Below are 25025 nucleotides of genomic sequence, written 5' to 3'. Positions count from 1 at the left end.
ATTTATCGATTTCCTCGCGCGGGTCGGCGGCCTGTCACCAGCCGGCCTCCTCGGCAAAGGCCCGCCCCACCCGCGCGATACCGGAAGCGGGCAGGTCCATCGCCCACAGCACTCCGGTCAGGTAGTCCACCACCCGCCGGTGATGCGCCTCGGTCAGTCCCAGCCCACGCCAGGCCCCCACCACGGGCCGGACAATGTCCCCGGCCGGGCCGCCCAGTGCCGAGGTCAGCAGCAGCGCCAGATGCCCCGCCAGCCGGGGCACGTCCACGCCCACCAGGTACGGTGCCAACTCCGCGTCGGCCGACACCAGCCGAAGCCACCGCCGGACCGCGTCCCGTACCGCCGCCGGACCGCCCAGCCAACCAAATCCCGAACACCGATAGCCACCGTCGAGGACCGGCCCCGCCGCCACCGCGGCCGCCGGATACGTCCCCGCCGGACTCCCCGCCACCGCCGGGTACGTCACCACGCCGCGCCCGCTCACGGCCACGGCGAGGCGTACGGATCGCCCCCGGCCACCAGCAGGTGGATCCGCTCCTCGAAAACGCCAGCGGCGAGCAGCACCCGTCGACCCCAACGGGCCAACCGGCACGGGTGCGGTGCCCGGTCGTTACGGCAGACCGCCCCGGCCGGCCACTCCTGCTTGGCGTGCACGACCACCGCCCGTACCGCCAGCGGAACATGTTCGGGGCGGACCGGCACCAGCACCGGCAACTCCCCCAGTGCGGCTCCGATCGGATCGGCGGTGACCCTGGTGGGCCCCGCAGCGGCGATCATGCTCATGACAGGTCTCCTATCAGCTCTGTCGGCTGGCACCGGTCCGGCCGGTGCCCGGATGCCGGGATCAGTCCGGCACCCTCGACAACAGACGCTAGAAGTTCCACGTTGGAGCACGTCGCACAAACTGTCTACCCGTGCGTGATCGTTTCGCTACACCTCGACCATCGACCAGCCACCAGGCACGACAGGTCGGGCGGCGACAACATCGAATCAGGCTGCCGGCGACACCGGAGCTGGCCGGCGGCACCATCCGAGTCGGGGCGTCCAAACCCGCCCTACCTGCGATATCGCAAAGCCGTGTCTTGAAGATGCCTCGGACTTCAGGCTAGATTCCCATTCTTGATCATGACCAGCAAGCGCCCCCGGGCTTCTGGTCAACGCCCCCGAACATGGAGGACATGCGTGGACAACCAGACCGCATCCCCCACCGACAACGCAGAGCGTGCCGCAGAATCCTGGCTGAACCGCCGTCGCATGCTGACCGTCGCCCTCGGTGGCGCTGCCGCCGTGGCCCTGCCGGCCCCGGCCTGGGCCGCCACCGACCAGCGGCCCGGTGCCGCCCGCAAACCCCAGCTCACCACCACCGACCGCATGGTGGTCAACCGCGTCTCGGCCGAACGCGCCCTCCGGCACCTCCGGGTGCTCTGCGAGGATATCGGCCCACGGATCGGCGGCACCCAGTCCGAGCGCACCGCCGCCAACTACATCGCGCGAGAGCTGGACCGGCTCGGCTACGACGTCGAACTACAGCCGTTCGCGGTGGCGGACAAGTTCACCGCCCAGCTCAGCTCGCCGGCTGGGCTCCCCACCGACCTGTGCTGGCAGGTTGGCGCATCGGCGCACGCCGCCCTGGACACCAGCGTCCAGGGTGACGTCGTGGACGTCGGGGCCGGTGAGGTGGCGAACTACCCCGCCGATGTCACCGGCAAGATCGTCCTCATCGACTACGTCGCCGCCCAGCGGGAACGACTGGTCGAGATCGCCGTCGCCCGTGGTGCCGCCGCAGTCATCCTCCTGGCCGCCGACGCCACGCCGCCCCGAATGGCCGGCACCTTCAACCCGACCCTGCCCGGCTCGGCGTCGAACCCGGTGCGCATCCCCGTCGTCGGGATCGCCCAGGCGCAGAAGCACCGGCTGCGGGCCCTGCTCGCCACGGGCCGGCTCAGCCTGACCGTCGCCACCACCGCCCACCGGGGACTGACCTCCCACAACGTCATCGCCGAGACTTCGAAGAACAAGAAGCTCAGGGGCAAGAACCCGGTCTCCATGGTGAGCGCCCACTACGACACGGTGATCGGCGCACCGGGTGCCAACGACGACGGCTCGGGCACCGTACTCTGTCTCGAACTTGCCCGGGTGCTGCGCGAGGTCCCGACGGACTCGACCTTCCGCTTCGCGTTGTGGGGCTCGGAGGAGCAGGGCCTCATCGGCTCCCGGCACTACGTACGCGAACTCCCGCAGGCCGAGCGCGACCGCCTCCTCGCCGTCTACCAGAACGACATGGTGGCGACGAGCTGGGACCCGGCGACCCGCTACTGGCTGCTCTCCTTCACCGGCCAGTCGAACCGGGCGACCGATGAGGTGGCCGCCGCCGCGACCCGGCTGGGCTACGAGCCCCGCATCTCGCCGGTCACCCAGCGGGGCTCCAGCGACCACCAGTCCTTCCAGGAGGTCGGCATCGCCAGTGCCAACTTCTCCTGGCGGGGTGAAGAGTCGCCGGCGCTGCTGGAACCGCCGTACCACAGCCCCGAGGACACCATCGCGAAGAACATCAGCCTGGAACGGCTCCAGGTGTCGCTGGAACTGATCGGCTGCGCCGCGTACGCCACCGCCGGCAAGCGGTAACCCCGCCGGCTACGTTCCGATCAGGCGGGCACCGGATCCGGGCTCAGGCTCGGGTCCGGGCTCGCCGCCCAGCGGTAGCTGGGCAGCGCCGCCGCCCGAGCGGTCAACAATGGACGGACCTGCTGGTCGAGCAACACCGCATCGGCCGCCGGGAGGGACAGCAACGCCCGGCGCAGATAGACGCTCCACGCCTGTGGTTTGGGAAAGACGCTCAGCCGCTCGACCAGCGGAGCCAGCTCAAGCCCACCCGGATACGGCACCAGGCCGTCGATCGCCAAATCACAGCCCGAGACGAAAGCGCGGCCACCGATCTCCACCGGCTCGTCGAGTGTTTGCACGGCGGTGCGGACGGTCGCCGTACCGATGATCCGTCCCCGGTCCCGGGTCGGATTCCGCCACGCTCCCCGGGTGGCGTAGAGGAACAGCCGATCATCGACTGCGAGCGCGGCGACCTCCGCCCGCGGCGTCGCCGGAAAAGCCATCCGCTGCTCGCGCAACACCCAGCCGATGGCGTCACGGTCGCCGAGGATCAGTAGGTAGGAGCGGGACATTCGGTCAGCCTACGACGGTGTCCGAGTCGAGTCGCCTAACACTCACCTGAACGCCAGGTACGTCACTCCACTCGGCTGAGGTGCGTGGCGTTCAGGTCGCGCCATCGATCAGGCAATGAGGCCAGGGCTTTCGCGAGGTAGGCCCGGTCTGGCGGGGCCGAGGGCTTGACGGGGCCGGGCGGCGACGCGAGGGGGTGCTCGCCGCCCGACAACCGTTCGGTTCTGGCTGGTCAGCCGGCAGCGGCACGGAACGCCGGGAGGTAGCCGCCCGACTGTCCGGTGGCGAACGGGTGGTACGAGATGCCGATGTCGGCGAAGTTCAGCGCATGCAGCCACTTGTCGCCGCTGCACAGCTGGTGTCCGACGAAGTTGGCGCGCACGTCGGCGAACTTGAAGCCGTGCCGGGCGGCAGCCTTGATGAGGACACCGTCGAGGATGTTGATGCCCTCGTTGATCTTCGCGCGGGAGGTCTCGCTGAGCCCGACGCAGACCTTGCCCAGTTCGTAGAAGACGGGGTAGCCGACGACGACGACCTTGGCCGACGGAGAACGCGACTTGATTCCGCTGTAGACCTTGTCGAGCAGGCCGGGCAGCTCGGTGGTCGCCTTGTTCTGCGCGGCCTGCACGGCGGCCACGCATTCGGTGGTGCCCTTCAGCACGCAGGTGGTCATGATGTTGGCGAAGCCGACGTCGTTGCCACCGACCGTGATGCTCACCAGCGTGGTGTTGGTGGCCAGGGCCGAGAGCTGTGTGTTGACCACGCTCGTGGTCGTCGCGCCCGAGCAGGCCACCGACTTGTACGACGCCGGGGCCTTGGCGGCGGCCCACAGCGCTGGGTACGCGTTGGTGCTGCGCTTACAGGTGCCACTTTCGCTCGTGTAGCTGCCTGCACCGACACCGGATGCGTACGAGTCGCCGAGCGCGACGTAGCGAACGGTGGACGCCGCCTGGGCGGGTACGGCCAGCACGAGCGAGGCGAATACCGCCGCTGTCGCGCTGGCCAGGATGGTTACGAGACGTGATCTGCGCACGTCGTCCTCCCGGGGGTTGGGATGATCAGCCTCGTATAGGTATCACTAAATATGTTCGAGTGGAAGACCAAGATCGTGTACGTGTGGTTACCGACCGGTACGGGCGTGGCTGCCGCATGGGCACCGCGGCCGTACCGGTACCGCCGGGTCAGCTCTGTCGACGGGCGATGCCCAGGGCCAGGGCGGCGATCGCGGCGGCGCCGAAGGCGGCGAGCAGACGCTCGAAGAGCCCGGTCAGGCTGGCAGGGCCGCCGACGAAGGCGAACAGCAGTACGGCGAAGCCGATGCCGACCCCGCGAAACGGCCACGCCCAGCGTTGCCAGCCCGGCGCGCGCCTCATGGCCGCGGCCAGCACGAGGACCGCAGCCACGAAGAGCAGGATGCCGGTCGGCGTGATCATCGTGTCGATCTTGCCGCCAAGGTTGGCCCGCTGGTCGGGACCGGTGCAGCCCGCGTCGGCCAGGCGGCAGCCCTGTCGCTCGGCGGCGGCTAGCAGGTCGCCGAGGCCGAAGATACACAGGGCCAGCAGGACGGCACCAACGGTCGCGGCGCGACCGCCCGCGCGCAGGGCTGGGCGCACCGACAGCCACGCGAACAGGATCGTGGCCAGGCCGCACAGGGTGAACACGACGACGAGTACCGCAGCGGCCGGCGCACCGTAGGCGAGCATGTCGCTGATGGTGTGCTCCAACGTGGAGTAGCTATCACCCTGCCAGGCGGCTGCGATCAGCCAGCTACCCACGAACAGCACCTGGGCGGCGAAGCCCACCCATGCCCACAAACGCACCCGGTCGTCGATCATGCGGGCAGTCTAGGCAACCGTCGTCGATGCGTCCTTAAGGGAGTGTGCTCTCGATTGGAAACTCAATAGGTAGCGGTCATCGATCGTGGCAGCATGACCTCGCAGTTGGGTGCCTGTTGACCAGAAGCCGGACTCAGCCAGATGCTGCCTGATGCGCCGGGAGGCGAAATGAAGTCACGACTCCGGAAGCTCCACGCACACGATCGCCAGTTCACCTGGACGGCTCGGATCACCCACGTAACCGTCGATCAGCTCTGCCACAGGTGCATCCGATTGCGCATCTGGGGCGCGGGAAAGAACAGCCAGGCCCTACAGGCAGACCTGGTGTCCACCGCCCCGCCGACCCCATGGGGCAACCCCTGCCTCACCGATGGCACCTACCCAACCCCTCGGGAGGTACTGACGGTCATCGACCATGCGCTTGCGCACGGCTGGCAGCCGGACGCGCTCGGCGGGACCTTCGTACTGACCGAAGCGCAGCACGCCCACACCTTGCAACTGCCGAACTTCACCCTCACCGATCGGCTGGCCATCGCCCCACGGCTGACAGCCGGGCGCTCATAACCATCCGGAAACTCGTCCGGCGTAGCGGACGGACGAGTTTCCGCATTGCTCCGATCGCGGCTCTGCGAAGCGGTGGTTGGCCTGTTCGGTGTGCCAAGCGCGCAGGGCACCCATCTGCGCCGACTCCGCCGCACACTCGCTGGAACACCAGGTACGTCATTTCAGCCGGATAAGGTGCGTAGCGTTCCATCCACGACCTCGATCAGAGCAGGCCGCCGAGGCTTTCGCGAGGTAAGCAACCACAACGCGGATGCCCTTCCCGCCCGCTACGCGGAAAGGGTATCCGCTGCCCCGGCCCTCCGATCGCTGCTCACCGGAACTGGTGGTTGGCTTGGTCGGTTTGCCAGGTGCGGAGGGCATCCTTGATCCGGTCGTTCTCGGCCTGGAGCAGTCGGATCTGCTGGCAGCGGTCGGCGGTCTCCGCCGCCAGCCGGGCAAGCAGGGCATCGACCTGCGCCGGCTGGTAGCCACGCCGACCCAACCTCGCGTACGGCAACCGCGCGTTGCGGATGCCGTCGGCGGTCAACGGGCCGCCGTTACGACTGTGGTAGGTACCCATGGTGCAGACTCTCGTACTCGTCGGGCAAGTAAATCCGCTCGGCTGGCACCCCGGCAACGAGCAGCCGCAGCAACGCGGTCCGGTTCATCGCCGGCGGACCACACACGTACACCTCCTGCCCCGGCCGATAGTGCGCCACGGCGAGGCTCAACGCGTCACCCCGCTCCTCCGGCTCGGTGTTCTCCAGGTCGTGCGACACCGCCGGCACCAACGTCAACCAGTCATGGGCACACTGCAGCTTGTCCAAGCTGGTGGCGTCGTACAGGTCCATAAAGTTGCGTGAGCCGACCACCAAAGTCACCTGCCGAGGCGCCTCCGGGGCGGCCGCGACCTGCTCCACCAAGGCCCGCAACGGTGCCAGGCCAGTGCCGCCGGCCACCAACAACAGATCTGTGCCAGGGTCCGGGTCCAACAACAACCCGATCCCGTACGGCGGCCCCAACCAGACCCGATCACCTGCGCACACCTGGTCGACCAGGGCATGGGACACACTGCCGCCCGGGACCGCCCGCACATGAAGTTCGAGGGTGCCATCTGGGCGGGACGCGTTCGCCGGGGCGTACCAGCGCCACCGGCCTGGCACCTGCGACACCGTCACCGGCACCGCCTGACCAGGACAGACAGGCAACGGCCGCTGCGGTCGTACCGTGAGGATCGCGATCCCCGGCGCGGGCCGATCGTGGTCGACCACCTCGCCCGGCCACCAGGCCGGCCCCTCCCCCACCCGACGACCCACCCGGGCCAGGGCCAGGATCGTCGGCTCGTACAACCGCTGCCAATCCCTCGCCAGTCGCGGCGACCACCACGGGCGGGCGAACCTCGCCACCGTGTCGATCAGCGCGTCACCGATCGGCAGATGATGCGGGGTGAACAGGCGCATCCGCCGATACGCCCGACCCAACACCGCCAACAGAGCGGCCCGGCCCGCCGCATCGTCCCCACCACTAACCAACCTGCCCAGACCAGCGAAGAACAACGCAGCATCGGGCAACGGCAGTAGACCGGGGCGAGACTCATCCACTGCCCGCCAAAAGAACTCCCCCGCCACCTCGGCATGCCGCATCGTCGCCGACCACGACGCCACCAGCTCGGGTCCGTTACCGGCACTCATACCGGGGTCTCCTCGGTGAACATCTGACCGGCCCGATCAGCGGCCGGGGCAGGGACGCCCATCGCCCGCAGGGTGCCCACCAGGTAGTTGACCGCCCGATGCCGCTGGCCCTCCGACATCCCAGGCCCTGCCAGGCACCTGTGCACGGACGGGCAACATCCCCCGCCGGACCACCCAGGGCTGCCGTCAGCAACAACGCCAAATGCCCGGACAGCCGGACCCGATCCAACCCCACCAGGAACGGCTTCAGCTCGGTGTCGGCCTCCACCAGCCACAGCCAGCGGCCCACCGCATCCCGTACCCCCACCGACCCCAACCGGCCGAACCCATCGCCGTCCACACCCACCACAAGCGCTCACCCCTGCACCATCCCGACAACCTGGAACGGCACCGGGACGGGCGGGAACAGCGACACAAACGATCAGGGAATCGCCCCGCCACCGGAGCCAGCACCCGCCCCGGGCCATGCACCAAGATTTCGACAAGGCGGGCACCATCGGCATGATCACCGACAGCAGATCACCAGAGGCGCTCCGTATAACTCGATATCACTCAGCGCATTCTTGTCACTTGTTGCGACCGCGCCAGACCGTGGCCATCAACGCATGGACCAACGAGGGCTGGCACAGCACTGCCGTGCTGTCCACATACTGGTCGATGGCACCGATCGGCGGCAGCCCGGCAATGTCCGGGTCTTCGATCCGGGCCAGCAGCGCAGTGGCAAACCGACCGGCGTCGATAACCCGATACGGCCGGTCGAAGAACGGGCGCACGGTAGCGCCGACCGCATCGGCTAGGCCAAGGCTGTTCTGCCACTCGCCTACCGCCTCGTAGGCATTGCACAGGGCGGCCTGCCGCCGAGCGTCGGTGTCGGCCTTCATCGCCGCATCGAGGGCGGCAGCGATGCCCGCCGCGTCCGGCAGCGCCGCGAAGGCCGTGCCCAACCACTTGCTGTACGGCGGAAACCGTCGAGTCAGCAGCAGGCAGAGTCGCATCAGCTCCCGCACCAGCCGCGCCGTGACCACCCGGCTGCCCAACTCGTCGCCAGCCTCGGCGGTACGACCGACGAACGCCTCCTCCTCGCCGATCCGCAGCCACTGGCACGCGAGCAGGTAGCGCCACACATCCTCCGGATACCACCGAAGGCGTTCCCGCAGCCCGCTCAGCTCGCCAATGCTGTCGTGGAAGACCGCCCCGCCGGTGACCTCGGCCAGCCGCTGCCCCGGTGTCGCCAGCCAATCCAGGACCGTGACGCCCTGCCGCGGATCGAAGCCCAGGTAGTCATCGCACCAGGTGCCGACATCGGTCACCCGCACCCGATGCGCCACCGGCCCATCGGTCGGTGCCATCGATCGCACCCGTCCCTGCGGCGGCTCGAAGTGCGTCGACCAGCCACGAAACTGCTTCGGCAGCCGCGCCGACAGCAACTCCGAGATCCGCTCGCCATAGCGAACGACATCATCGGCGGCCAGGAACAGCTCCAACCGTGGTCCCCAGTCGTGGTCGACCGAGCGTTCCGTGTCGAAGCCGAGTACGTCCGAGCCCGTTCCCAAGCGCCCCGCCGCGTACCGCAGATCCGGGTATGCCTCCACCAGCAGCGGACGCACCGCCTCGACATAGAACAGCTCACATAGCCGCAACCCCGACATGAACGACTCCTGCACACCGCCACCGTACGAGCCATGAGATCGACGCCGCCCGGCAGGGATGGACGATATACACAACGCGTATAGCGATCTTCAGCTCAGCGTGTTGACTGGATAGGCTCGAATGCAGACCACAACGGACGGAGCCGCCCACCATGGCGAGGACGCCGGCACGACACCACACCTGCCCACGCTGCGGAGCCCGACTGGCCCGCGACAACGACAGCGGACGCTGCACCCCCTGCCACACCGCCGAACGCGACCGACTCACCACACCACCCACACTGCCGGCCACCTTCTGGGACCACGAACCCATCCGCCAAGCCCTACACGAACGCCACCTCGGCAAAGTCGTCCGCGCCTACCGCTACCACCCCTACCACGGCCGACTCGCCCTCCCCCAAGACCTCGTCGCCCGCTGGCTCGGCATCACCCAAGCCCAACTCAGCCGCGCCGAAAACAGCCCACCCATGATCCACCTCGACCGCCTCATCCACTGGGCACAACTCCTCCACATCCCCGCCCACCTACTCTGGTTCAAACTGCAGGACACCAGCGACGGCAGAAATGACGCCAGCGCTCCGGCCCCTCCTCCGACCGAGTTGCGAGGCGTGCACGCGGACCTGGAGCTCTCAGGCGTGCAGCGCGAAATGAGGCCGATGGATGGCCAGGGGCTCAACAAGCGATCTATCGTAGATGGATCGCTGAGCGAGGTGATCATGATGGCCACTGAAGAGTCGGCACGTTTCGTTCGTCGGACTACCGGTGTTGTCGATCTCTCTATAGTCGATCAACTTAGCGCGGATGTCCGCCAACTGGCCGTTGACTACCTCTCACGCCCGCCGTACCTGATGCTGCGCCCACTGGCCCAGCTCAGGAGCAACGCCTTCGCGCTTCTTGAGGAACGGCAGCGCCCCCACGTGCTAACTGAGCTCTATCGGGTCGCGGGACAGCTCTGTGCCCTCCTCGCTCATGCTTGCACTGATCTTGGCCAAAGTCACCCGGCCGAGACCCACGCACGCAGCGCCTGGTTGTGCGCGGAATTCGCCGATGACAACCCACTCCGGTCCTACGTCAGGTGGGTGCAGGCGAACCTCGCCTATTGGAACGGCGACTACCGGCAGGCAGCGGAAATCGCGCACAGCGGGCAGCGTTACGTATCTGCCGGCAGCAGCCTGGTTCGGCTGGCCAGCCAGGAAGCGCGCGCACACGCGGCAGCAGCAGAGCAGCGTTCAGCCGAGCGGGCCCTCTCGATCGCACAGGATGCCCGCTCGCACGTCACTTCGGACACCGACGAGCCGGCGGGGGTGTTCCACTTCGCCCCTGGCAAAGCCGCGTACTACGCCAGTGAGGTCCTCATCGCACTCGGCGATGAGGATCGGCTACGACGCGCGGTCACCGAGGCACAACACGCACTCGAACTTTTCGCTGCCCAGCCACCCACAGAGCGCTGCCCGGAATTCATCGCAGCCGCCCAACTCGACCTCGTCTCCGCGCACCTCGCGCTGAATGATCTTGACGGCGCAACAGAACACCTACGTCCCGTGCTCGGGTTGCCCACAGAAAAGCGGACCCTTCCGATTGCTCAGCGAATGGCGAACACTGGCAAGACACTGTCCGACACCCGGTTCGCCGGATCCATCTCCGCACGGGACCTGACGGAGCAGATCGCTCTTTTCTGCGCATACCCGGCGACTCGGGAGCTGCCCTCGCTACCAAGCTAGAGACTCGACTACGCCATACGATTGGCCCGCCTCCTACAAACCGAAGTGATGCTCACCCGCGCCGATCACGGCCTACCCATCAGAAACGTGACCTGATGCCCAATACACCGACTGCTCTGATTCTCGACTTTGGCGGCGTGCTCACCAGCGACCTGTGGGATTCGATACGAGCATGCGCTCGACAAGATGGCTTGGCCGACAATGCTCTCTTGGATCTAATGCGCCACGACAACGAAGTGCACCGGCTCTACATCGGCATGGAGCGCGGCGAGGTCAGCCAGGATGATTTTGAGAAGGGCTTGGCAAACGCCGCCAGAATCAGCCCCGACGGCCTGCTTGCTCGAATGTGCGCCAACCTCAGCCCTGATGACCTGATGCTCGATGCCGTGGCCGATCTGCGATCACGTGGCACGCGCATCGGAGTACTGTCAAATTCGTGGGGCACAGGCCACTTCAACCCATATGACGGTTACGACCTGGACCAGCGCGCAGATGCCTTGATCTTCTCGGATCAAGTAAAGCTTCGCAAGCCTGAGCCCGAGATCTTCCTTCTTATGCTCGACATGCTCGGCGTCTCGGGACCTGAAAGCGTCTTCGTTGACGATATTGCCGCCAACCTTGCACCCGCCCGGGGACTAGGCATGTCAGCAATTCACCACCTGGATACCCACGAAACCATTGCCGAACTCCGACGCCAGTTCACGACGTGGGCTAGGAGTTCAACTTAGCTATGTGGAGGAGACCGAGTGACTTTCCAGGTTGCCGTCTGTGGCCCTCGGTTCTGCACTGAGAAGGACAAGGCCCAGGCCTACCGGGTAGGTGAACTGCTTGCCCAGCAAGGAGTCGCGACGATCTGCGGCGGGGGCACCGGCGTCATGGCGGCTGTCGCCGCTGGCGTACGCGCACATGGCGGGGTGGTCGTTGGCGTACGCCCGAACGACACCCGGGACGGGGCCAGCGAAGACCTCTCCATAACGATCGTGACCAACATGGGCGAGGCCCGAAACGCCATCATCGTCTGGAGCGCAGACGCGGTCATCGCCATCGGCGGCTCATGGGGAACCCTCAGCGAAGTCGCCCTCGCGATGCGACGCGGCACCATCCCGGTCATCGCCCTCGGCGGGTGGCGCGTAGTCACTCCAGACGGCGAACTGGTCCCCGGCGTCCGCTACGTCGACACCCCCGAGGACGCCGTACGACAAGCCACCGAGCCGCCCGAAGCCACCACAGCTGGCTGAACATGAGCAGTAGTGGCGTACGGCAGGTCGGATCGGCCACCGCATGACGACAACTGGCCGATTCACCAGGCAGGCAATGACCGATGCCATGCACCAGGTTGCTCGGCAACTCGGCGTACCTGTCAATGATGCTCGACTGATACGGCTGACCAACAACGCCGTCTTCGCACTGCCCAGTGCTGGGCTCGTCATCCGCATCACCCGGAGCCATCAGCTTCACGACCGGGTGCACAAAGTCGTACGACTCGCACAGTGGTTCGCCCAGATCGACGCTCCGACAATCCGGCTCGCACCGGACATCGCGCAACCCGTTCAGGTCGGCAACCTGCTGGCCTCCGTCTGGCGATATGTACCGTCCGCACCGCAGGAACCAACTGTGGAGAACCTTGGCACTGTTCTCCGCGAGTTTCATGCCCTCGGCGCGCCGCCGTTCCCGCTCGCCGCCTGGGACCCTGTCCGCGATGCGCGGCTACGGATCAGTGACGCGGAAGCCCTGAGCGACAGCCACCGCGCCTTGCTCCTGGGCTGGTGTAACCGACTTGCTCCCCAGGTCGCCGCCCTCAACAGACGGTCAGGCGAACAGCAGCTGATCCACGGTGACGCCCACGTCGGCAACCTGCTTTGCCAACCCATCGGCCACGTAGTCCTGTGCGATTTCGACGCCACCTGCATCGGCCCCTGGCAAGCCGATCTTGCGGCTGTTGCCGTCGGCGAAGCTCGCTTCGGCCGTACCGCTGCCCACAGCGTCCTCGCCGCAGCGTACGGCTACGACGTCACCACCGACCCCGACTGGCCGCTACTACGCGATGCTCGGGAACTGAAAATGATCGCTGCTGCGGTCCCGCTACTCGCCAGCTCGGCCGGCATCGCCGCCGAGTTCGACACTCGTCTTCGATCCATCGTCGAAGACGACCAGCACGCGCGATGGACGCCGTACGCCCAGCTCAGCCACTGACGTTGGCGGGGCGGGGCCGCCGCAGGCGTACAGATGGGTGCGTCCGCGGCGGCTATTCGTTCGTGCGACGACGGTCGCGCCAGGCTTCCTGCTTGGCGCGGTTACCGCATACGCGCATCGAGCACCACTTGCCGGTGCCGGCGCGTGAGGTGTCGTAGAACGCCCAGTGGCAGGCGTCGCTCACACACACCTTGAGCCGGGGCCAAGTGCCGGCGGTCATCGACTCGGTCACGCGAAGGACGAGTTCACCCATCGCACCATCAGCGCCCTCCGCCCGAGCCATCGCGCGCCAATAACGGTCTGGTGTGAAGGACAGCAGAATGCCGGCACGCTCCACAGCGTCGTTCAAGACGTCCAGCACACCCGCAGGCAATGCGGCCTTGTCGTGGTTCGCAGTAGCCGCCGCCCGCAACGCCTCGCACAGGCCACGCGCCCGACGGAGCTCATCGTCGCTGACCTGTCCGGTAGCGATCGGGGCGGTGTAACCGCTGGCGGCATCGGCTCGTTCCTCGGTGCCTGGTTTGGTGCCCGGTTCTCCGCCCGCTTCGGTTACGGCCGGGTCCTAATCGTCACGCTTGTCGTCGGTAACAGCGCATCTCTGGGCACGCTACTTGTCAACTGGGCCGGCTTCAGACTGTTGCCGCTGCTCTGCGCCATCTTCGTCGTCACAGGCATCGGCACCGGAATAGCCAACGTCCACGCGGTCAGCCTGCGCCAAGCCGCGATACCCGAAGATCTACGGGGACTGGTCAACTCCGGATACCGGCTGATCTCCTGGGGCGCCGTGCCGGTGGGTGCCGCTATCGGCGGTGTCATCGCAACGCAGGCAGGCCCGTACGCGGCGATGGCGATCGGTGCGGTCGGCATCTCGCTCTCCACGCTGTGGGTGGCCCTGTCACGGGTTCCGAAACTGGCCAGCATCCACGACGCGGCCCAGCCGTAGCAGGCCCTCTTCGAGCGAACCCGCCGGCGCAGGCAGGCCAGCGATCGGTCAGCGCAATGGTCCTGCCCTGCGCCGGCGCTGCGTACGCACTACGGCGACCAGCACCGTCACGATCACCCCGATCCCGACCAGGCCAACCAGCATGATGACGCCCAGAATGGCCAACCCTGCCGAGCTGTCGTCCTGGTCCCGTCGTGGCCCGGGGTCGCCGAGTGGATTCTTCGCGACCGGTGCGATGTCCGCCGTCACCGCCGCCCCCACGTCCAGCAGGCCGTAGCCGTAGGTCGGGTCCGGTCCCGGCGCACCCGCGTCCTTTGCCGTGGCCAACAACCGGTTGATGACCGACGCGGCGTTCAGGTCGGGGTACTTCGCCCGTACGAGGGCAGCAGCCCCGGTGACGATCGCCGCTGCCCGGTTACCGGGGTTCGCCAAGACAGGAAAATAGGTCTTACCGGCGACTGGTGCTGCCATCAACCCGATGAACTCGTCGGCGATGCCGGGTGCACAGAGGTTGATCCGACTTCGATCGGCGTATCGTTCCTCTACTTCTGGGCGCTTTCCGTCCCGATCGACACCGCCAACCACCAACAAACCTTGCGAGATGACGGCAGGGGTCCCGTCGACCGTCATCGCATCGACGATGACGACCACATCCTTGGCGAGGGCATAGCGAATGCCGTCCCAGGTGTCTCGCTGACGGGCGGGGATGGCACCGAACCCCGCAATGTTGATAACCCGGGCCCCCTGGTCGACAAGCCAGCGTACGGCGAGCGACATACGGTCACCATTGCCGAAGTGGGCAAAGGGCTGAATCTCCGCACCGGGCGCGACCCCGAGAAGCCCACTGCCGCCACCCGCCACTATCAACCCAGCGAGTGCGGTCTCCGAGTTGTTGACGGTGGCGTGGATGCGGCCCGTCAACGGCTCGACGACATTGCCTTGTCTGAACGTCTGCCGCTGACGAACCCGGCCGCCCAACTCCGGATGGTCAACGTTGACCCCTTGCGACAGCATCCCAATCAGCACGCCCTCACCGGTTGTCGCCGCATGTGCGCGGTCGATCCCTATCTGGTCGAGGTACCACTGCTCGTCTCTTGGAGTTTGCGCGGCGGCTGGCGCAGCACCGGCGACGACCAGTAGGCCAAGGACAAGCGCGGCCGCCGCATGCCGGGCGAAGGCGCAGCGAGACATGGTTCTCCTTCTACCTGTAGACGGCCTGGGGCCATTTCCCGTCCGGGAAGAGGCTGTTGTCGCTGATGATCGTCTGCGCATCGCCGAGTTGTTGGGCAGTGGCATAAACGTGCGCAGCCGCCTTCGTGGCAATGTCGATGATCGCCGTCGAGGCTTTGGCAATCGCGTCTGCGGCTGTGTCGATGGCTTCCAGTAGACCGATCACCGTAACCAACTCGATCGCGATCTCGACGATCGATTCGGCCAGGTCAACCACAGGCTGCGCTAGGTCGATAAGAAACTTGGCGTTGAGAGCAGCCACGTCGATGAGCCAGCTGCCGGCGTCCTTGATCACATTGGTGAGCCCTTGCAGCCCGTCCCGTTGACCCCAGCGCTTCTCCAGGTACGCCTTCGCCGCCGGGCCTTGCCATGCATGCAGGGCCTGCGGTTTTATATCGCGAGCGATGCCCACCATACCGCTCACTCCCGGCAGCACCGTCTTCTGCCAGCCGAACCCCACCCTGAGCAGCGAATAGACGGGCGTAGCCGCTTCCACGTACTCATTGCAGACATCCTTCAGCTCTCCGATTCGCTGGCACAGCTGACCGACAGCTGCGGAAACCTTGTTATGTAACGCAAGGGCAATGACTGGCGAGAGGAAACTCGTCTTCCGCATCGCGGAGTTGACGGCACTGACCAGCTGCCGCTTACTGCTGTCGAGCGCCGTCAACCCTTGAGCAACTTTGTCGATTGCTTCCTTGAGGCTGTTTTCTGCGCTCGCTTGCTTGTCGCTAGGCACCATCACGGTCCCCCCGAGATGTCTTCGTCTCTGCCACTGCCATAGATGGCCTCGAGCGTCTGCGCGGACTGCTGGTCGCTGCCGTCGTAGCGGTCGGCCGCAATCTGCAGTGCCCCGCCGATCTGGTCGAATTCTTGAGCCGCGTCGGTCATCAGCTTGCCGATGAGCGCGTAGATCTCGTCATAGGACCTGGAGAGCTGCAGGGCGGTCGCTGGCTCGCCACAGAAGAAGGCGGTCGGCATCAGGTTCAGTCCGGCCATCTTGCCCTTGAGGACAGAAATATCGCCGGCCAGCTTGAGCCATTTCTTCTTCTCCACATCAAACGCCTCGAAGACGACGGTTAACTCGTCTTTATCGGTGGGCACGTCAGGCTCCCAACTTGCCAAAGGCGGCTACGGCATCCTGCCTCACCAGTCGTACCTGGCTACGGGTGACATGGCTCTCGACCCGGATCGCGGTGATGGCACCGTCGCGGACGACGATTGTGACGAGAGAATATGGGCCATGGAGGACCCGCTCCCCGTCGGGCGGGGCAGCAGTGCGATGCTCACGACGCTCGGCCAGCCCCCGATCGAAGGCGCGCAGTGCTTCCTCGACATCGTCGAACGTGACGTACGAGAAGGGCTCTACGGATGGCGTAGGAGTGCTTGTTTCGACGAACGAGGGGCGGCCTTCCTCCCCAGCCTCCTCGATCCGTTCCACTGCGCCACGCAACACCTCGGCCATCGCCGCCTGATATGCCTCCAACAACGCGGGGCCGAGCCCGGATGCGCCGCGCCCGTGGAACCAACCCTCGTCGATGTCAACTGCTTCGACGCGACCATTCCCACCGGCTGCCACCGATACCAGGCGTGTGGCGTCACGGCCTCGGTAACGGGGAGTGGAGTTGGTGGCCGCCCCGATGACCCGACGCAATGCGAGTGTCCTGTCCCGAAGGTCGATGAGTCTGTCGATCGGGCTAGCAGACTCGCGTTGTCGCGCGTTGCGCATGCGCATCCTCCCCGTAGACGCGAAATACGCCCCGGAGTATAGGCCACAAGATCAAGAGGATTTCGTCATCGATCTATCAATTTCGGACATCACTCGCCTGTCAGTAAATTGACACACGCAGTCAGCACAGCAGCGGTAGGCACTAGACGGAGGCGACCAAACTACCGATGCGGACACCGCATGTGCTACGCCAGAGGACATGCGCTATGCCCAGGCGGTCGGCTACTCCGACTGGGCGGCGAGTTCCTGGGCCCGGTTGCGGGCGGCTTCGAGGGCGGCGAGCAGCGCGGCGCGTACCCCGTGGTTTTCCAACTCACGGAGGGCGACGCTGGTGGTGCCGGCCGGGGAGGTCACCGCCTCGCGCAGCTTGACCGGATGCTCGCCGGAGTCGCGCAGCATGGTGGCGGAGCCGATCGCGGTTTGCACGATCAACTCGTGGGCGGTCGCGCGGGGCAGGCCGAGCAGGACGCCCGCGTCGATCATCGCTTCGACCAGCAGATAGAAATAGGCCGGGCCGGAGCCGGAGAGTGCGGTCACCGCGTCCTGCTGTGACTCCGGCACCTGGATGGTGGTGCCGAGCGGGGCGAACATCGCCTCGGCCAGGGCGAGGTGCGCCTCGGTGGCGTGCGGACCGGCCGAGATCGCGGTCATCGCCTGGTCGACCCGGGCCGGGGTGTTGGTCATCACCCGGACCACCGGGGTGCCGTCGACCAGGCGCCGGCCGAAGAAGCTCGATGGCAGCCCGGCACAGAGCGAGATCACCAACTGGTCGGCGGAGATCTTGGGGCCGATCTCGTCGAGCAACGCGGCCGCGTCCTGCGGCTTGACGCCGACGGCGAGCACGTCGGCGTCGGCCACCGCGGTGAGGTTGTCCACCACCCGTACGCCGTAGCGGGTGGCCAGTTCGGCGGCGCGTTCCGGGCGGCGGGCGGTGACGAGCAGCCGGTCTACCGGCCAACCGGCGCGCAGCAGGCCGGAGAGCACCAGCTCACCCATCTTGCCCGCACCGAGCACGGCAACGGTCGACACCGCCGAGTCACCGGACGTCATCTGCCGTACCCCTCTCCGCTGGTCCGACCGGACGGTGCCGGCCGCAGGCGGGCGGCCCGTCGCATCGTACGACGAGGCCGCCCACCGATCGATCTTCCGTTGTCGACCTCAGCTACCGAAGAAGACCTCGGCTTCGGCGTACCGCTCCAGCGGCACGGTCTTCAGCTCCCGGGTCGCCTCGGCCAGCGGCACCCGCACGATGTCGGTGCCCTGCATGGCCATCATCTTGCCCCAATCGCCCTCGTGGACGGCGTCGATCGCGTGCAGACCGAGCCGGGTGGCCAGCACCCGGTCGAACGCGGTGGGTGTGCCACCGCGCTGGATGTGCCCGAGTACGACCGTCCGGGCCTCCTTGCCGGTCTTGGCCTCGATCTGCTCGGCGAGCCACTGGCCGATGCCGCCGAGGCGGACGTGGCCGAACGCGTCGAGTTCCTGGTTGTGCAGCTGCATCTGGCCGTCGAGGGGGTGGGCGCCCTCGGCTACCACCACGATCGGGGCGTACTGCTTCTGGAACCGCTTCTCGACGTAGGTGGCGACCTGCTCGACGTCGAACTGCCGTTCGGGCAGCAGGATCACGTTGGCGCCACCGGCGAGGCCGGCGTGCAGCGCGATCCAGCCGGCGTGCCGGCCCATCACCTCGACCACCAGGGTGCGGTGGTGGCTCTCCGCCGTGGTGTGCAGCCGGTCGATCGCCTCCATGGCGATGTTGACCGCGGTGTCGAAGCCGAAGGTGTAGTCGGTCGCGCCGAGGTCGTTGTCGATCGTCTTCGGCACCCCGATGACCTGGACACCCAGCTCGTAGAGCTTGGTGGCCACGCCCAGGGTGTCCTCGCCGCCGATCGCGATCAGCGCGTCGACGCCCTGCGCGGCGAGGTTGTCCTTGATCCGCTCGACCCCGTTCTCGATCTTGAACGGGTTGGTCCGGGAGGAACCGAGGATGGTGCCACCCCGGGGCAGGATGCCGCGTACGTCCGCGATACCGAGCGGCCGGGTCAGCCCCTCCAGCGGGCCACGCCACCCGTCCCGGAAGCCCACGAACTCGTGTCCGTAGACGTCCACGCCCTTACGCACGACCGCCCGGATCACCGCGTTCAGACCTGGGCAGTCACCACCGCCGGTGAGCACGCCGATACGCATGATCTGCTCATCCTCCAGGAGCTATTGGGCAGACCCAGTAGAGCCCCAGGGTCGAGTCACGTCAGACCGTCGGCGTCGTTGCCGGCCCGGGGCGGGCCGCCATTGCGCACTGTAGTCGCCCGTCGAAGGCCAGGCCAGCGCACCCCGCCTCCCGTACGCGGAAGAGGTGCCTTGATCAGGCACGGGCAGCGGGACACGCCGACCGGCGCGAACTCGCGCGTCGACCGCGTGTCGCGGCAACACTGGTCAGCCGCCCATGGCCCGCCAGCGGGCCAGGTTGTGTCGGGCGTCGACCAGTGCGTCGTGCCGCTCGGCCGCCGCATCGGGCAGTGGGGGTCGCCCCTGGTCGTCCCAGACCTGGCGCAGATCCTTGGTGAACCGGGGGATCTCCCGGGGCAGCTCGGTCATCGAGCCCCAGAGCTGGGCCAATGCCACGTGGTCGTACGCGGCGTACCAGGCCCACAGCTCCAGCCGTTCCGCCGGCCGATCCCGCACCGGCTCCATCAAGAACTCGTAGAGATCGTCCCGGATGCGCTGCCGGGAGCGCCACGCCCGGTCGGCCGGCGAGGGCAGCTTGTCGAGGACGTTACGGCGCACCCAGGGCACCGCCCGGGAGTCGTCGAACTCGGTGGAGACCGCGTAGAACTCGCGGCCGTACTCGTCGACGACGCCGATCGACACGAGGTCGATGATCCGGCCGTCCTCGATGAACTCACAGTCGTAGAAATAGCGGTAAACCATCGGCGTCATCCTCGCCGATCCGGCTTGATCGCCGATCACCGGGGCCACGCTGGGCCGAATCAGGGACAAATCCGAAAGCGCGGTGACCGCCCTCCCCAACGGATCACCGCGCTTTTGGTTACCGATCTTTACCGCTTGCCGATCTTTCCATTGGTCGATCTTTTGGTGGCCTATCGTCGCGCGAACCACACCGGCAGTCGGTTGGCAATGCCGTCGCGACCTCCCCCTCATCGGCCGATCGGCCAAATGCCCGTGCCCGGCCGGAGCAGGTGTCCATTCCTACCCCGGCCGGGCCACGGCACCCCTCGGCCCCGATCCGCCACCGCCCCCGTACGGCCCCCACCCAGCAGCGGATCCGGACTCCAGAATGACCGTTGCCAGGACTCAGGACTGTCACAGAAGTGATTGGAGGGGTGTACAGCACGCGACAGGACAGCCATGATCTGATGTGTACCGCTACCGGACAGGTAACCGGTGTCAGTTCACCTTGCACCCGGGCGACACAGGTCCGGCGAGGAGCAAGATGTGGTCCTAAACCGGGGAGGGGTTGGGCCGTGGAGGTTCGCCTGTCGGAGCCAGGTGACGCGCTCACTGGTGTCGAGATGTTCGCCGGCCTCGAGCCGGAGGTGCGCCAACGGGTGATCGCCGCGGCGGTGCCCCGGACGTACCGCAAGGGTCAGCTGCTGTTCGTGGAGAACGACCCGGGCGAGTCACTCATCGTGCTGCGCCGGGGCGCGGTGGCCGTGTTCCGTACCGCGCCGACCGGCGAGCGGGCCGTGCTGAACGTGATCCGCCCGCCCGACGTACTCGGCGAGGTGTCCCTCCTGGACGCCTCCACCCGGTCGGCGTCAGCCGAGGCGATCGAGGACTGCGCCGCGTTGGCCCTGTCCCGGGGTGCCTTCATGGAACTGGTGCACTCCAACCCACGCATCCTCGACGCCGTGATGCGGTCGCTCGGTGGCCTGATCCGTCGGCTCACCGAGCAGAACGCCGACCACGTCTTCCTCGACCTGCCAGGGCGGGTGGCCAAGACCCTGGTCCGGCTGGCCGGGGAGAGTCAGGCTCCGATGATCACCATCGAGCTCAACCAGAGCCAGCTCGCCGAGATGGCCGGCGGTTCGCGGCAGAGCGTCAACCAGGCCATCGGATCGTTCGCCAGCCGAGGCTGGCTGCGTACCGAGGGGCGACGGATCGTCGTGACCGACGTGGGGGCGCTGCGCCGGCGAGCCGGCATGGCCGACCGCTGACCGATCGTTGGACGCTGCGCCGGCAAGCCGGCATGGGGCCCGATAACGCCCGACCGCTGACCGATCGTTGACAGACTGTCGAAAGAGAAGACGTCCCGGACACTGCGGTGTCCGGGACGTCTTAGTTGCGGCTCGTCAGTCCGCAGCTCACGGCTGGGTGCTGGTCGGCCCCGCCCAGTCCGTGCCTTCCTTGCCACCGGTCGGGCCGGCCCAGTCGGTCTTCTCGCCGCCGACGATCCCCTCGGCCTGCAGCTTGGCCAGGGTGGCCGCGTCCACGTCGACCATTTCACCCGCGGAGTGGCTGACTCCGTCGCCGTCGGTCCACTCACCGTCAAGCCGGACGTACACCATGGCTATCTCCCCACGTGTGATCACTCATTTTGGCCGCTCGACTGTAGCCCGATTCACCACTCGTTGGACTGTCCACTAGCCAACAGCCGGGTTCCCGACAGTGGTCGAGTACACCCATACTCACTCTCGTAACCGGCCGATCGTCAGAATGTGTCTGGTCGGACCGACCAGATACGACAGCCCCGATCAGTTGGAGGAAACGACATCCCCGCTTCGTGTGCCCAGTGCGGCCGGACCGCCGCTGCCGGCGACCGTTTCTGCGGTGGCTGCGGGACCGAGCTGACTCCTGCCTGTGCGCATTGCGATCGTCCGCTCGTCGCCGATGCGGCGTTCTGCACCTCCTGCGGTAAGCCACGGATGGGCGGGCCGCCCCGGCCAGCGTCGACGGCCCAGGAGGACCGACGTCGGGTGAGTGTGCTCTTCGTCGATCTGATCGACTTCACTCCGTACGTCGAACGCGCCGACCCGGAGCTGGTCCGGGGCATGCAGACGGGGTTCTTCTCCGCGGCCCGGCGGGTGGTCGGGCAGTACGGCGGGGTGGTGGAAAAGTACATCGGTGATGCCGTCATGGCGCTCTTCGGTGCACCGGTGGCGACCGAGAACGACCCGCTGCGCTGCGTACGCGCGGGGCTGGAACTGCAACGGGTGCTGACTCGGTACGCCCCGACCGGCACCGACGAGTTGCGGTTCCGGGTGGGGGTGGCCACCGGGGAGGCACTGGTCGACGTGGCCGCGGCCCGAGACGGGGGTCAGGCCATCGTCGCCGGTGACGTGGTCAACACCGCCTCCCGGCTCCAGTCGATGGCCCCGCCCGGCGGCGTGTTGACCTGTGGCGTCACCTACCTCCTGACCAAGGATGCGGTCCGCTACGAGGAACAGCCACCGGTGACCCTGCGCGGCCGGTCGTCGCCGACCGAGGTCTGGCTGGCCCGGGCCCCGGTGGCCCGGCAGCCACCCGATCAGGAGCCCGACTCCACGCCGTTGATCGACCGCGAGCATGAGCTGGGCCTGCTGGTCAACGCCCTGCACCGATGCACCCGGGATCAGGTCCCGCAGGTGGTGGCGGTCTTCGGGCAGGCCGGGATCGGCAAGAGTCGGTTGATCCGGGAACTGTTCCGGCACGCGGAACGACTCATCGACCAGCCGCTGACCTGGCGTACCGGGCGGTGCCCGCCGTTCGGGGAGAACGTCACGTTCGCCGCGCTGGCCGACATCGTCAAGGCCGAGGCGGGCATCCTCGACACCGACCTGGCCACCGCCGCCGCTGCCCGGCTTCGCTCGGCCGTACACGAGCTGGTGGGGCCGGGTGAGGCGGACCGGCTCGTGGACGCACTCTGCCCGCTGGTCGGCCTGCCCGGTCCCAGTCTGCCGGCCGAGGAGACCGAGTCGGCCTGGCGGCGGTTCCTCATCGCGCTGGCCACGCGCCGGCCGACCGTACTGGTCTTCGAGGACCTGCACTGGGCCGACGAGGCGATGCTGCGCTTCGTCGAACTGCTCGGCGCGTCCGCCCGCGATGTGCCGTTGCTGCTGCTCTGCACCGCCCGACCCGAGCTGGTCAACCGTGATCCCAGCTGGGCCGGCACCATCACCGGTTCGCTTACCATCACCCTGCCGCCGCTACGCAACAGTGGCATCGCCTCGCTCTACGCGCACATGTTCGGGCAGGCGACGTTCACCGCGGACATGCTCCACCCGCTGGTCGAGGTCGCCGATGGCAACCCGCTCTATGCCCACGAGTACGTCCGGATGCTGATCGAGCAGGGCACGTTGCGCCGGTCGGTCCAGGGGTGGTCACTGGAGAAACACCACGGCCTGCCGATGCCGGACAGTGTGCACGCCGTCATCGCCAACCGGGTCGACCTGCTCGACACCCAGGACCGGGCGGTGCTGCTCGCCGCCTCGGTGGTCGGGATGCAGTTCTGGCCCGGTGCGGTGGCTGCGGCCCTCGGGCAACCGGTGGAGTCCGTCGAACGGGCGCTGCGCCGCCTGGAGCAACGCGACTTCGTACACGAGCAGCCCGGCTCGACCATGGCCGGGCAGCCGGAGTTCCGGTTCCGGCACATCCTGGTCCGCGACGTCTGCTACCAGCGGCTGCCGCGGACCGAACGGGTCGCCCGGCACGAACGTACCGCCGACTGGCTGGACACCCTGTCCCGGAGTCGGGCCACCGATCTGGCCGAGGTCCTGGCCCACCACCGGTGGGCGGCGCACGAGATCGCCCGCACCCTCGACATGCGGACCGACCGGTACGCCTCGGCCGCCCGCGAGGCGCTGCACCGCGCGGCACGGCGGGCGTACGCCCTGCACGTCCTCGACGCCGCGGCCAGCCACGCCGGTCGGGCGCTCGCCCTCGCCGGCGACGCCGACCCGCTCAGCCGGCTGCAACTGGAACTGCTCAGCACCGAGATCGCGTTCTACCACAACGGCAGCGCCTTCCTCTCCGGTGGCGGCACCGAGCAGCTCACCACCCTGGCCGACCAGTTGTTCGCGTACGGCGACCCGGCCTGCGCGGCTCGAGCCTGGACGCTGCTGGGTCAGGCGGCCTGGCTACAGACCGACCGGACCACCGCGCTGATCAGGCTGGACCGGGCCGTCGAACTGTTCGATCCGCTGCCGGACACCGCGCAGAAGGCCCAGGCCTATGCCGAGTTGGGACGGCTGCACATGCTCAACTACGAGCGTGATCCGGCGATCGCCGCAGCGGGGGCCGCAGCGGAGATCGCTGAACGGTTGGGACTGGTCGAGACCCAGACCGATGCCCGGATCACCATGGCCGTGGCCCGCTACCAGGCCGGTGACCGGGCCGGGCTGGACGAGCTGCACGCCGCCACCCAGTTCTGCCAGAAGCACCAGCTACTCGCCCTGCAACGGGCAGTGCAGAACCTCGCGTACGCGATCCGCGAGGAGGGTGACTGGATCCGGTCCAACAATCTGCTCACCTCGGCGTCGACCGCCAACGGTGCCGCTCTGACCACCGGCTACTCGGCAGAGGCGATGCGCGCCTACTTCGACGGCGAGTTCGGTCGGCTGCTACAGGCGGCGGATGCCTTCGTCGACACTCCCGCCGGCGCGTGGGACATGCAGGTCCGGGGGCTGCGGGCCTGCCTACGGGTACTGCGCGGCCAGCCGGTTCCCGCCGCACCGACAAGTACCCAAGGAGCAGGGGCCGAGACGGGAGCCGAACCCGGAGCCGGTGCCGGTGCGGTGGTGGCCGAGCAGCCGGCTGGGCTGCCGTCGGACGATGTCACGGACGCCCTCGACACCGCCCGGCGCAGCGGCTTCCATCGGCTGCACTGGACCATGCTGGGCCTGGCCGCGCTGTGCCGGAGCCTGGAGGGTCGCCGGGCGGAAGCCGACGCGCTCCTCACGGAACTGGCCGAATCATGGCTGAAGGTGCCGGCCCTGGCCAGCGGTGAATGGGTCGCCGCCGCCGCGTTCGCTGCTGCCCTGGCCGGTCGGGACGCCGCCGTACGGGTGCGCGGCATGCTCGACCGGGTCGGCCACCGTACGCCGTGGGCGGACGGTGCCCTCCAGACGGTGACCGCCGCGGTGGCCGCCGCCGACGGGGACCACGCCCGGGCGGCCCAGCTCTACACCGCCGCGGCGGAGATCTACACGCAGATCCCGGCCATCACCGACCGGATGCTGGCGCTGGCACTGGCGGTCGGGGAACTGGACCGGGCCGGGGACCGGGTCTTCGGGCAGAACACGCTCGCCGAGGTACGGGCGTTCGCACACCGAAACGGCGCTCCGGGCCTGCTGCGGCTCAGCCGACCCGGCACCTGACCCCG

General features: G+C 67.6%; 27 protein-coding genes. 9 read left to right on the top strand and 18 right to left on the bottom strand.

Annotated features, from left to right (window positions below):
• Positions 1-34 precede the first annotated feature (34 nt).
• Together FHR38_RS24215 and FHR38_RS24210 are read right to left on the bottom strand one after the other, a co-directional pair.
• The gene (locus FHR38_RS24215; RefSeq protein WP_312882380.1) at positions 35-484 is read right to left on the bottom strand and encodes a globin family protein; all 450 of its coding nucleotides are present in this window, start codon (positions 482-484) and stop codon (positions 35-37) included.
• Positions 481-783, bottom strand: a complete 303-nt coding sequence (locus FHR38_RS24210; RefSeq protein ID WP_246446728.1) for a hypothetical protein — start codon at positions 781-783, stop codon at positions 481-483. Before FHR38_RS24210 ends, FHR38_RS24215 begins: the two co-directional genes overlap by 4 nt.
• 399 nt (positions 784-1182) lie before the next feature.
• Here FHR38_RS24210 and FHR38_RS24205 point away from each other — a divergent pair, with 399 nt between their 5' ends.
• The gene (locus tag FHR38_RS24205; RefSeq protein ID WP_312882378.1) at positions 1183-2625 is read left to right on the top strand and encodes a M28 family metallopeptidase; all 1443 of its coding nucleotides are present in this window, start codon (positions 1183-1185) and stop codon (positions 2623-2625) included.
• Between the two features lie 20 nt (positions 2626-2645).
• Here FHR38_RS24205 and FHR38_RS24200 read toward each other — a convergent pair whose 3' ends face one another.
• The 3 genes from FHR38_RS24200 to FHR38_RS24190 form a co-directional block, all read right to left on the bottom strand.
• On the bottom strand, positions 2646-3176 hold the full coding sequence (locus FHR38_RS24200) for a hypothetical protein (protein WP_184536817.1): 531 nt from the start codon (positions 3174-3176) through the stop codon (positions 2646-2648).
• Positions 3177-3406: 230 nt separating this feature from the next.
• Entirely contained in the window at positions 3407-4207 is an 801-nt protein-coding gene (locus FHR38_RS24195) for an SGNH/GDSL hydrolase family protein (RefSeq protein ID WP_184536816.1), read from the bottom strand.
• Between the two features lie 148 nt (positions 4208-4355).
• A complete protein-coding gene (locus FHR38_RS24190) occupies positions 4356-5009 on the bottom strand; it encodes a DUF998 domain-containing protein (protein ID WP_184536815.1) in 654 nt (217 codons plus the stop codon).
• Positions 5010-5282: 273 nt separating this feature from the next.
• On the opposite strand from FHR38_RS24190, the gene FHR38_RS24185 reads away from it, so the two are divergent.
• Positions 5283-5573 carry an integrase gene (locus tag FHR38_RS24185; protein ID WP_184536814.1) on the top strand — a complete coding sequence of 97 codons (291 nt, stop codon included), beginning with the start codon at positions 5283-5285 and terminating at the stop codon, positions 5571-5573.
• A gap of 310 nt (positions 5574-5883) precedes the next feature.
• Here FHR38_RS24185 and FHR38_RS24180 read toward each other — a convergent pair whose 3' ends face one another.
• The 4 genes from FHR38_RS24180 to FHR38_RS24170 all read right to left on the bottom strand — a co-directional run bounded on the left by FHR38_RS24180 (position 5884) and on the right by FHR38_RS24170 (position 8907).
• Positions 5884-6132, bottom strand: a complete 249-nt coding sequence (locus FHR38_RS24180) for a DivIVA domain-containing protein (RefSeq protein ID WP_184536813.1) — start codon at positions 6130-6132, stop codon at positions 5884-5886.
• On the bottom strand, positions 6110-7243 hold the full coding sequence (locus tag FHR38_RS24175) for an FAD-binding oxidoreductase (RefSeq protein ID WP_246446726.1): 1134 nt from the start codon (positions 7241-7243) through the stop codon (positions 6110-6112). Before FHR38_RS24175 ends, FHR38_RS24180 begins: the two co-directional genes overlap by 23 nt.
• A complete protein-coding gene (locus tag FHR38_RS32935; protein WP_281384908.1) occupies positions 7240-7362 on the bottom strand; it encodes a hypothetical protein in 123 nt (40 codons plus the stop codon). The genes FHR38_RS24175 and FHR38_RS32935 overlap by 4 nt, the downstream gene beginning before the upstream one ends.
• Before the next feature lie 447 nt (positions 7363-7809).
• The gene (locus FHR38_RS24170) at positions 7810-8907 is read right to left on the bottom strand and encodes a DUF4037 domain-containing protein (protein WP_312882377.1); all 1098 of its coding nucleotides are present in this window, start codon (positions 8905-8907) and stop codon (positions 7810-7812) included.
• A gap of 137 nt (positions 8908-9044) precedes the next feature.
• Between FHR38_RS24170 and FHR38_RS24165 the strand changes: the two genes are divergently transcribed.
• The 4 genes from FHR38_RS24165 to FHR38_RS24150 all read left to right on the top strand — a co-directional run bounded on the left by FHR38_RS24165 (position 9045) and on the right by FHR38_RS24150 (position 12806).
• Entirely contained in the window at positions 9045-10613 is a 1569-nt protein-coding gene (locus tag FHR38_RS24165) for an NsdA family TPR-like regulatory protein (protein ID WP_184536812.1), read from the top strand.
• 95 nt (positions 10614-10708) lie between these two features.
• A complete protein-coding gene (locus FHR38_RS24160; protein ID WP_184536811.1) occupies positions 10709-11341 on the top strand; it encodes an HAD family hydrolase in 633 nt (210 codons plus the stop codon).
• Positions 11342-11359: 18 nt separating this feature from the next.
• Positions 11360-11851, top strand: coding sequence for a TIGR00725 family protein (locus tag FHR38_RS24155; RefSeq protein WP_184536810.1), 492 nt, complete (start codon positions 11360-11362; stop codon positions 11849-11851).
• A 43-nt stretch (positions 11852-11894) separates the two neighbouring features.
• Positions 11895-12806, top strand: a complete 912-nt coding sequence (locus tag FHR38_RS24150) for an aminoglycoside phosphotransferase family protein (RefSeq protein ID WP_184536809.1) — start codon at positions 11895-11897, stop codon at positions 12804-12806.
• 52 nt (positions 12807-12858) lie between these two features.
• Here the strand turns inward: FHR38_RS24150 and FHR38_RS33320 are convergent, their stop codons facing one another.
• The gene (locus tag FHR38_RS33320; RefSeq protein ID WP_312882596.1) at positions 12859-13278 is read right to left on the bottom strand and encodes a CGNR zinc finger domain-containing protein; all 420 of its coding nucleotides are present in this window, start codon (positions 13276-13278) and stop codon (positions 12859-12861) included.
• On the opposite strand from FHR38_RS33320, the gene FHR38_RS24140 reads away from it, so the two are divergent.
• Positions 13192-13749 (top strand): MFS transporter, encoded by a 558-nt coding sequence (locus FHR38_RS24140; protein WP_184536808.1) that lies wholly within the window; start codon positions 13192-13194, stop codon positions 13747-13749. The genes FHR38_RS33320 and FHR38_RS24140 overlap by 87 nt on opposite strands.
• 48 nt (positions 13750-13797) lie before the next feature.
• On the opposite strand, the gene FHR38_RS24135 is transcribed toward FHR38_RS24140, so the two are convergent.
• The 7 genes from FHR38_RS24135 to FHR38_RS24105 form a co-directional block, all read right to left on the bottom strand.
• Positions 13798-14940, bottom strand: a complete 1143-nt coding sequence (locus FHR38_RS24135) for a S8 family serine peptidase (protein ID WP_184536807.1) — start codon at positions 14938-14940, stop codon at positions 13798-13800.
• 10 nt (positions 14941-14950) lie between these two features.
• Positions 14951-15718, bottom strand: coding sequence for a hypothetical protein (locus FHR38_RS24130; protein WP_184536806.1), 768 nt, complete (start codon positions 15716-15718; stop codon positions 14951-14953).
• Positions 15719-15720: 2 nt separating this feature from the next.
• Positions 15721-16083 carry a hypothetical protein gene (locus FHR38_RS24125; protein WP_184536805.1) on the bottom strand — a complete coding sequence of 121 codons (363 nt, stop codon included), beginning with the start codon at positions 16081-16083 and terminating at the stop codon, positions 15721-15723.
• A 1-nt stretch (position 16084) separates the two neighbouring features.
• Positions 16085-16708 carry a hypothetical protein gene (locus tag FHR38_RS24120; RefSeq protein WP_184536804.1) on the bottom strand — a complete coding sequence of 208 codons (624 nt, stop codon included), beginning with the start codon at positions 16706-16708 and terminating at the stop codon, positions 16085-16087.
• Between the two features lie 222 nt (positions 16709-16930).
• A complete protein-coding gene (gene proC, locus FHR38_RS24115) occupies positions 16931-17758 on the bottom strand; it encodes a pyrroline-5-carboxylate reductase (protein ID WP_184536803.1) in 828 nt (275 codons plus the stop codon).
• A gap of 108 nt (positions 17759-17866) precedes the next feature.
• Entirely contained in the window at positions 17867-18895 is a 1029-nt protein-coding gene (locus tag FHR38_RS24110; RefSeq protein ID WP_184536802.1) for a 6-phosphofructokinase, read from the bottom strand.
• 246 nt (positions 18896-19141) lie between these two features.
• Positions 19142-19636: a polyadenylate-specific 3'-exoribonuclease AS gene (locus tag FHR38_RS24105; protein WP_184536801.1), complete on the bottom strand. Its 495-nt coding sequence runs from the start codon at positions 19634-19636 to the stop codon at positions 19142-19144.
• A gap of 554 nt (positions 19637-20190) precedes the next feature.
• Here FHR38_RS24105 and FHR38_RS24100 point away from each other — a divergent pair.
• Complete coding sequence (locus FHR38_RS24100; RefSeq protein WP_184536800.1) at positions 20191-20883, top strand: Crp/Fnr family transcriptional regulator; 693 nt, start codon at positions 20191-20193, stop codon at positions 20881-20883.
• 147 nt (positions 20884-21030) lie between these two features.
• On the opposite strand, the gene FHR38_RS24095 is transcribed toward FHR38_RS24100, so the two are convergent.
• A complete protein-coding gene (locus FHR38_RS24095) occupies positions 21031-21234 on the bottom strand; it encodes a hypothetical protein (protein WP_184536799.1) in 204 nt (67 codons plus the stop codon).
• A 171-nt stretch (positions 21235-21405) separates the two neighbouring features.
• On the opposite strand from FHR38_RS24095, the gene FHR38_RS24090 reads away from it, so the two are divergent.
• Entirely contained in the window at positions 21406-25020 is a 3615-nt protein-coding gene (locus FHR38_RS24090; protein ID WP_376771495.1) for an AAA family ATPase, read from the top strand.
• The last annotated feature ends 5 nt before the right edge of the window (positions 25021-25025 follow it).

Source organism: Micromonospora polyrhachis, assembly GCF_014203835.1.
In the GTDB taxonomy this organism is placed as follows: domain Bacteria; phylum Actinomycetota; class Actinomycetes; order Mycobacteriales; family Micromonosporaceae; genus Micromonospora_H; species Micromonospora_H polyrhachis.
The sequence above is the reverse complement of the archived record's forward strand: the minus strand, read 5'-3'. Positions and strand labels throughout refer to the sequence as shown.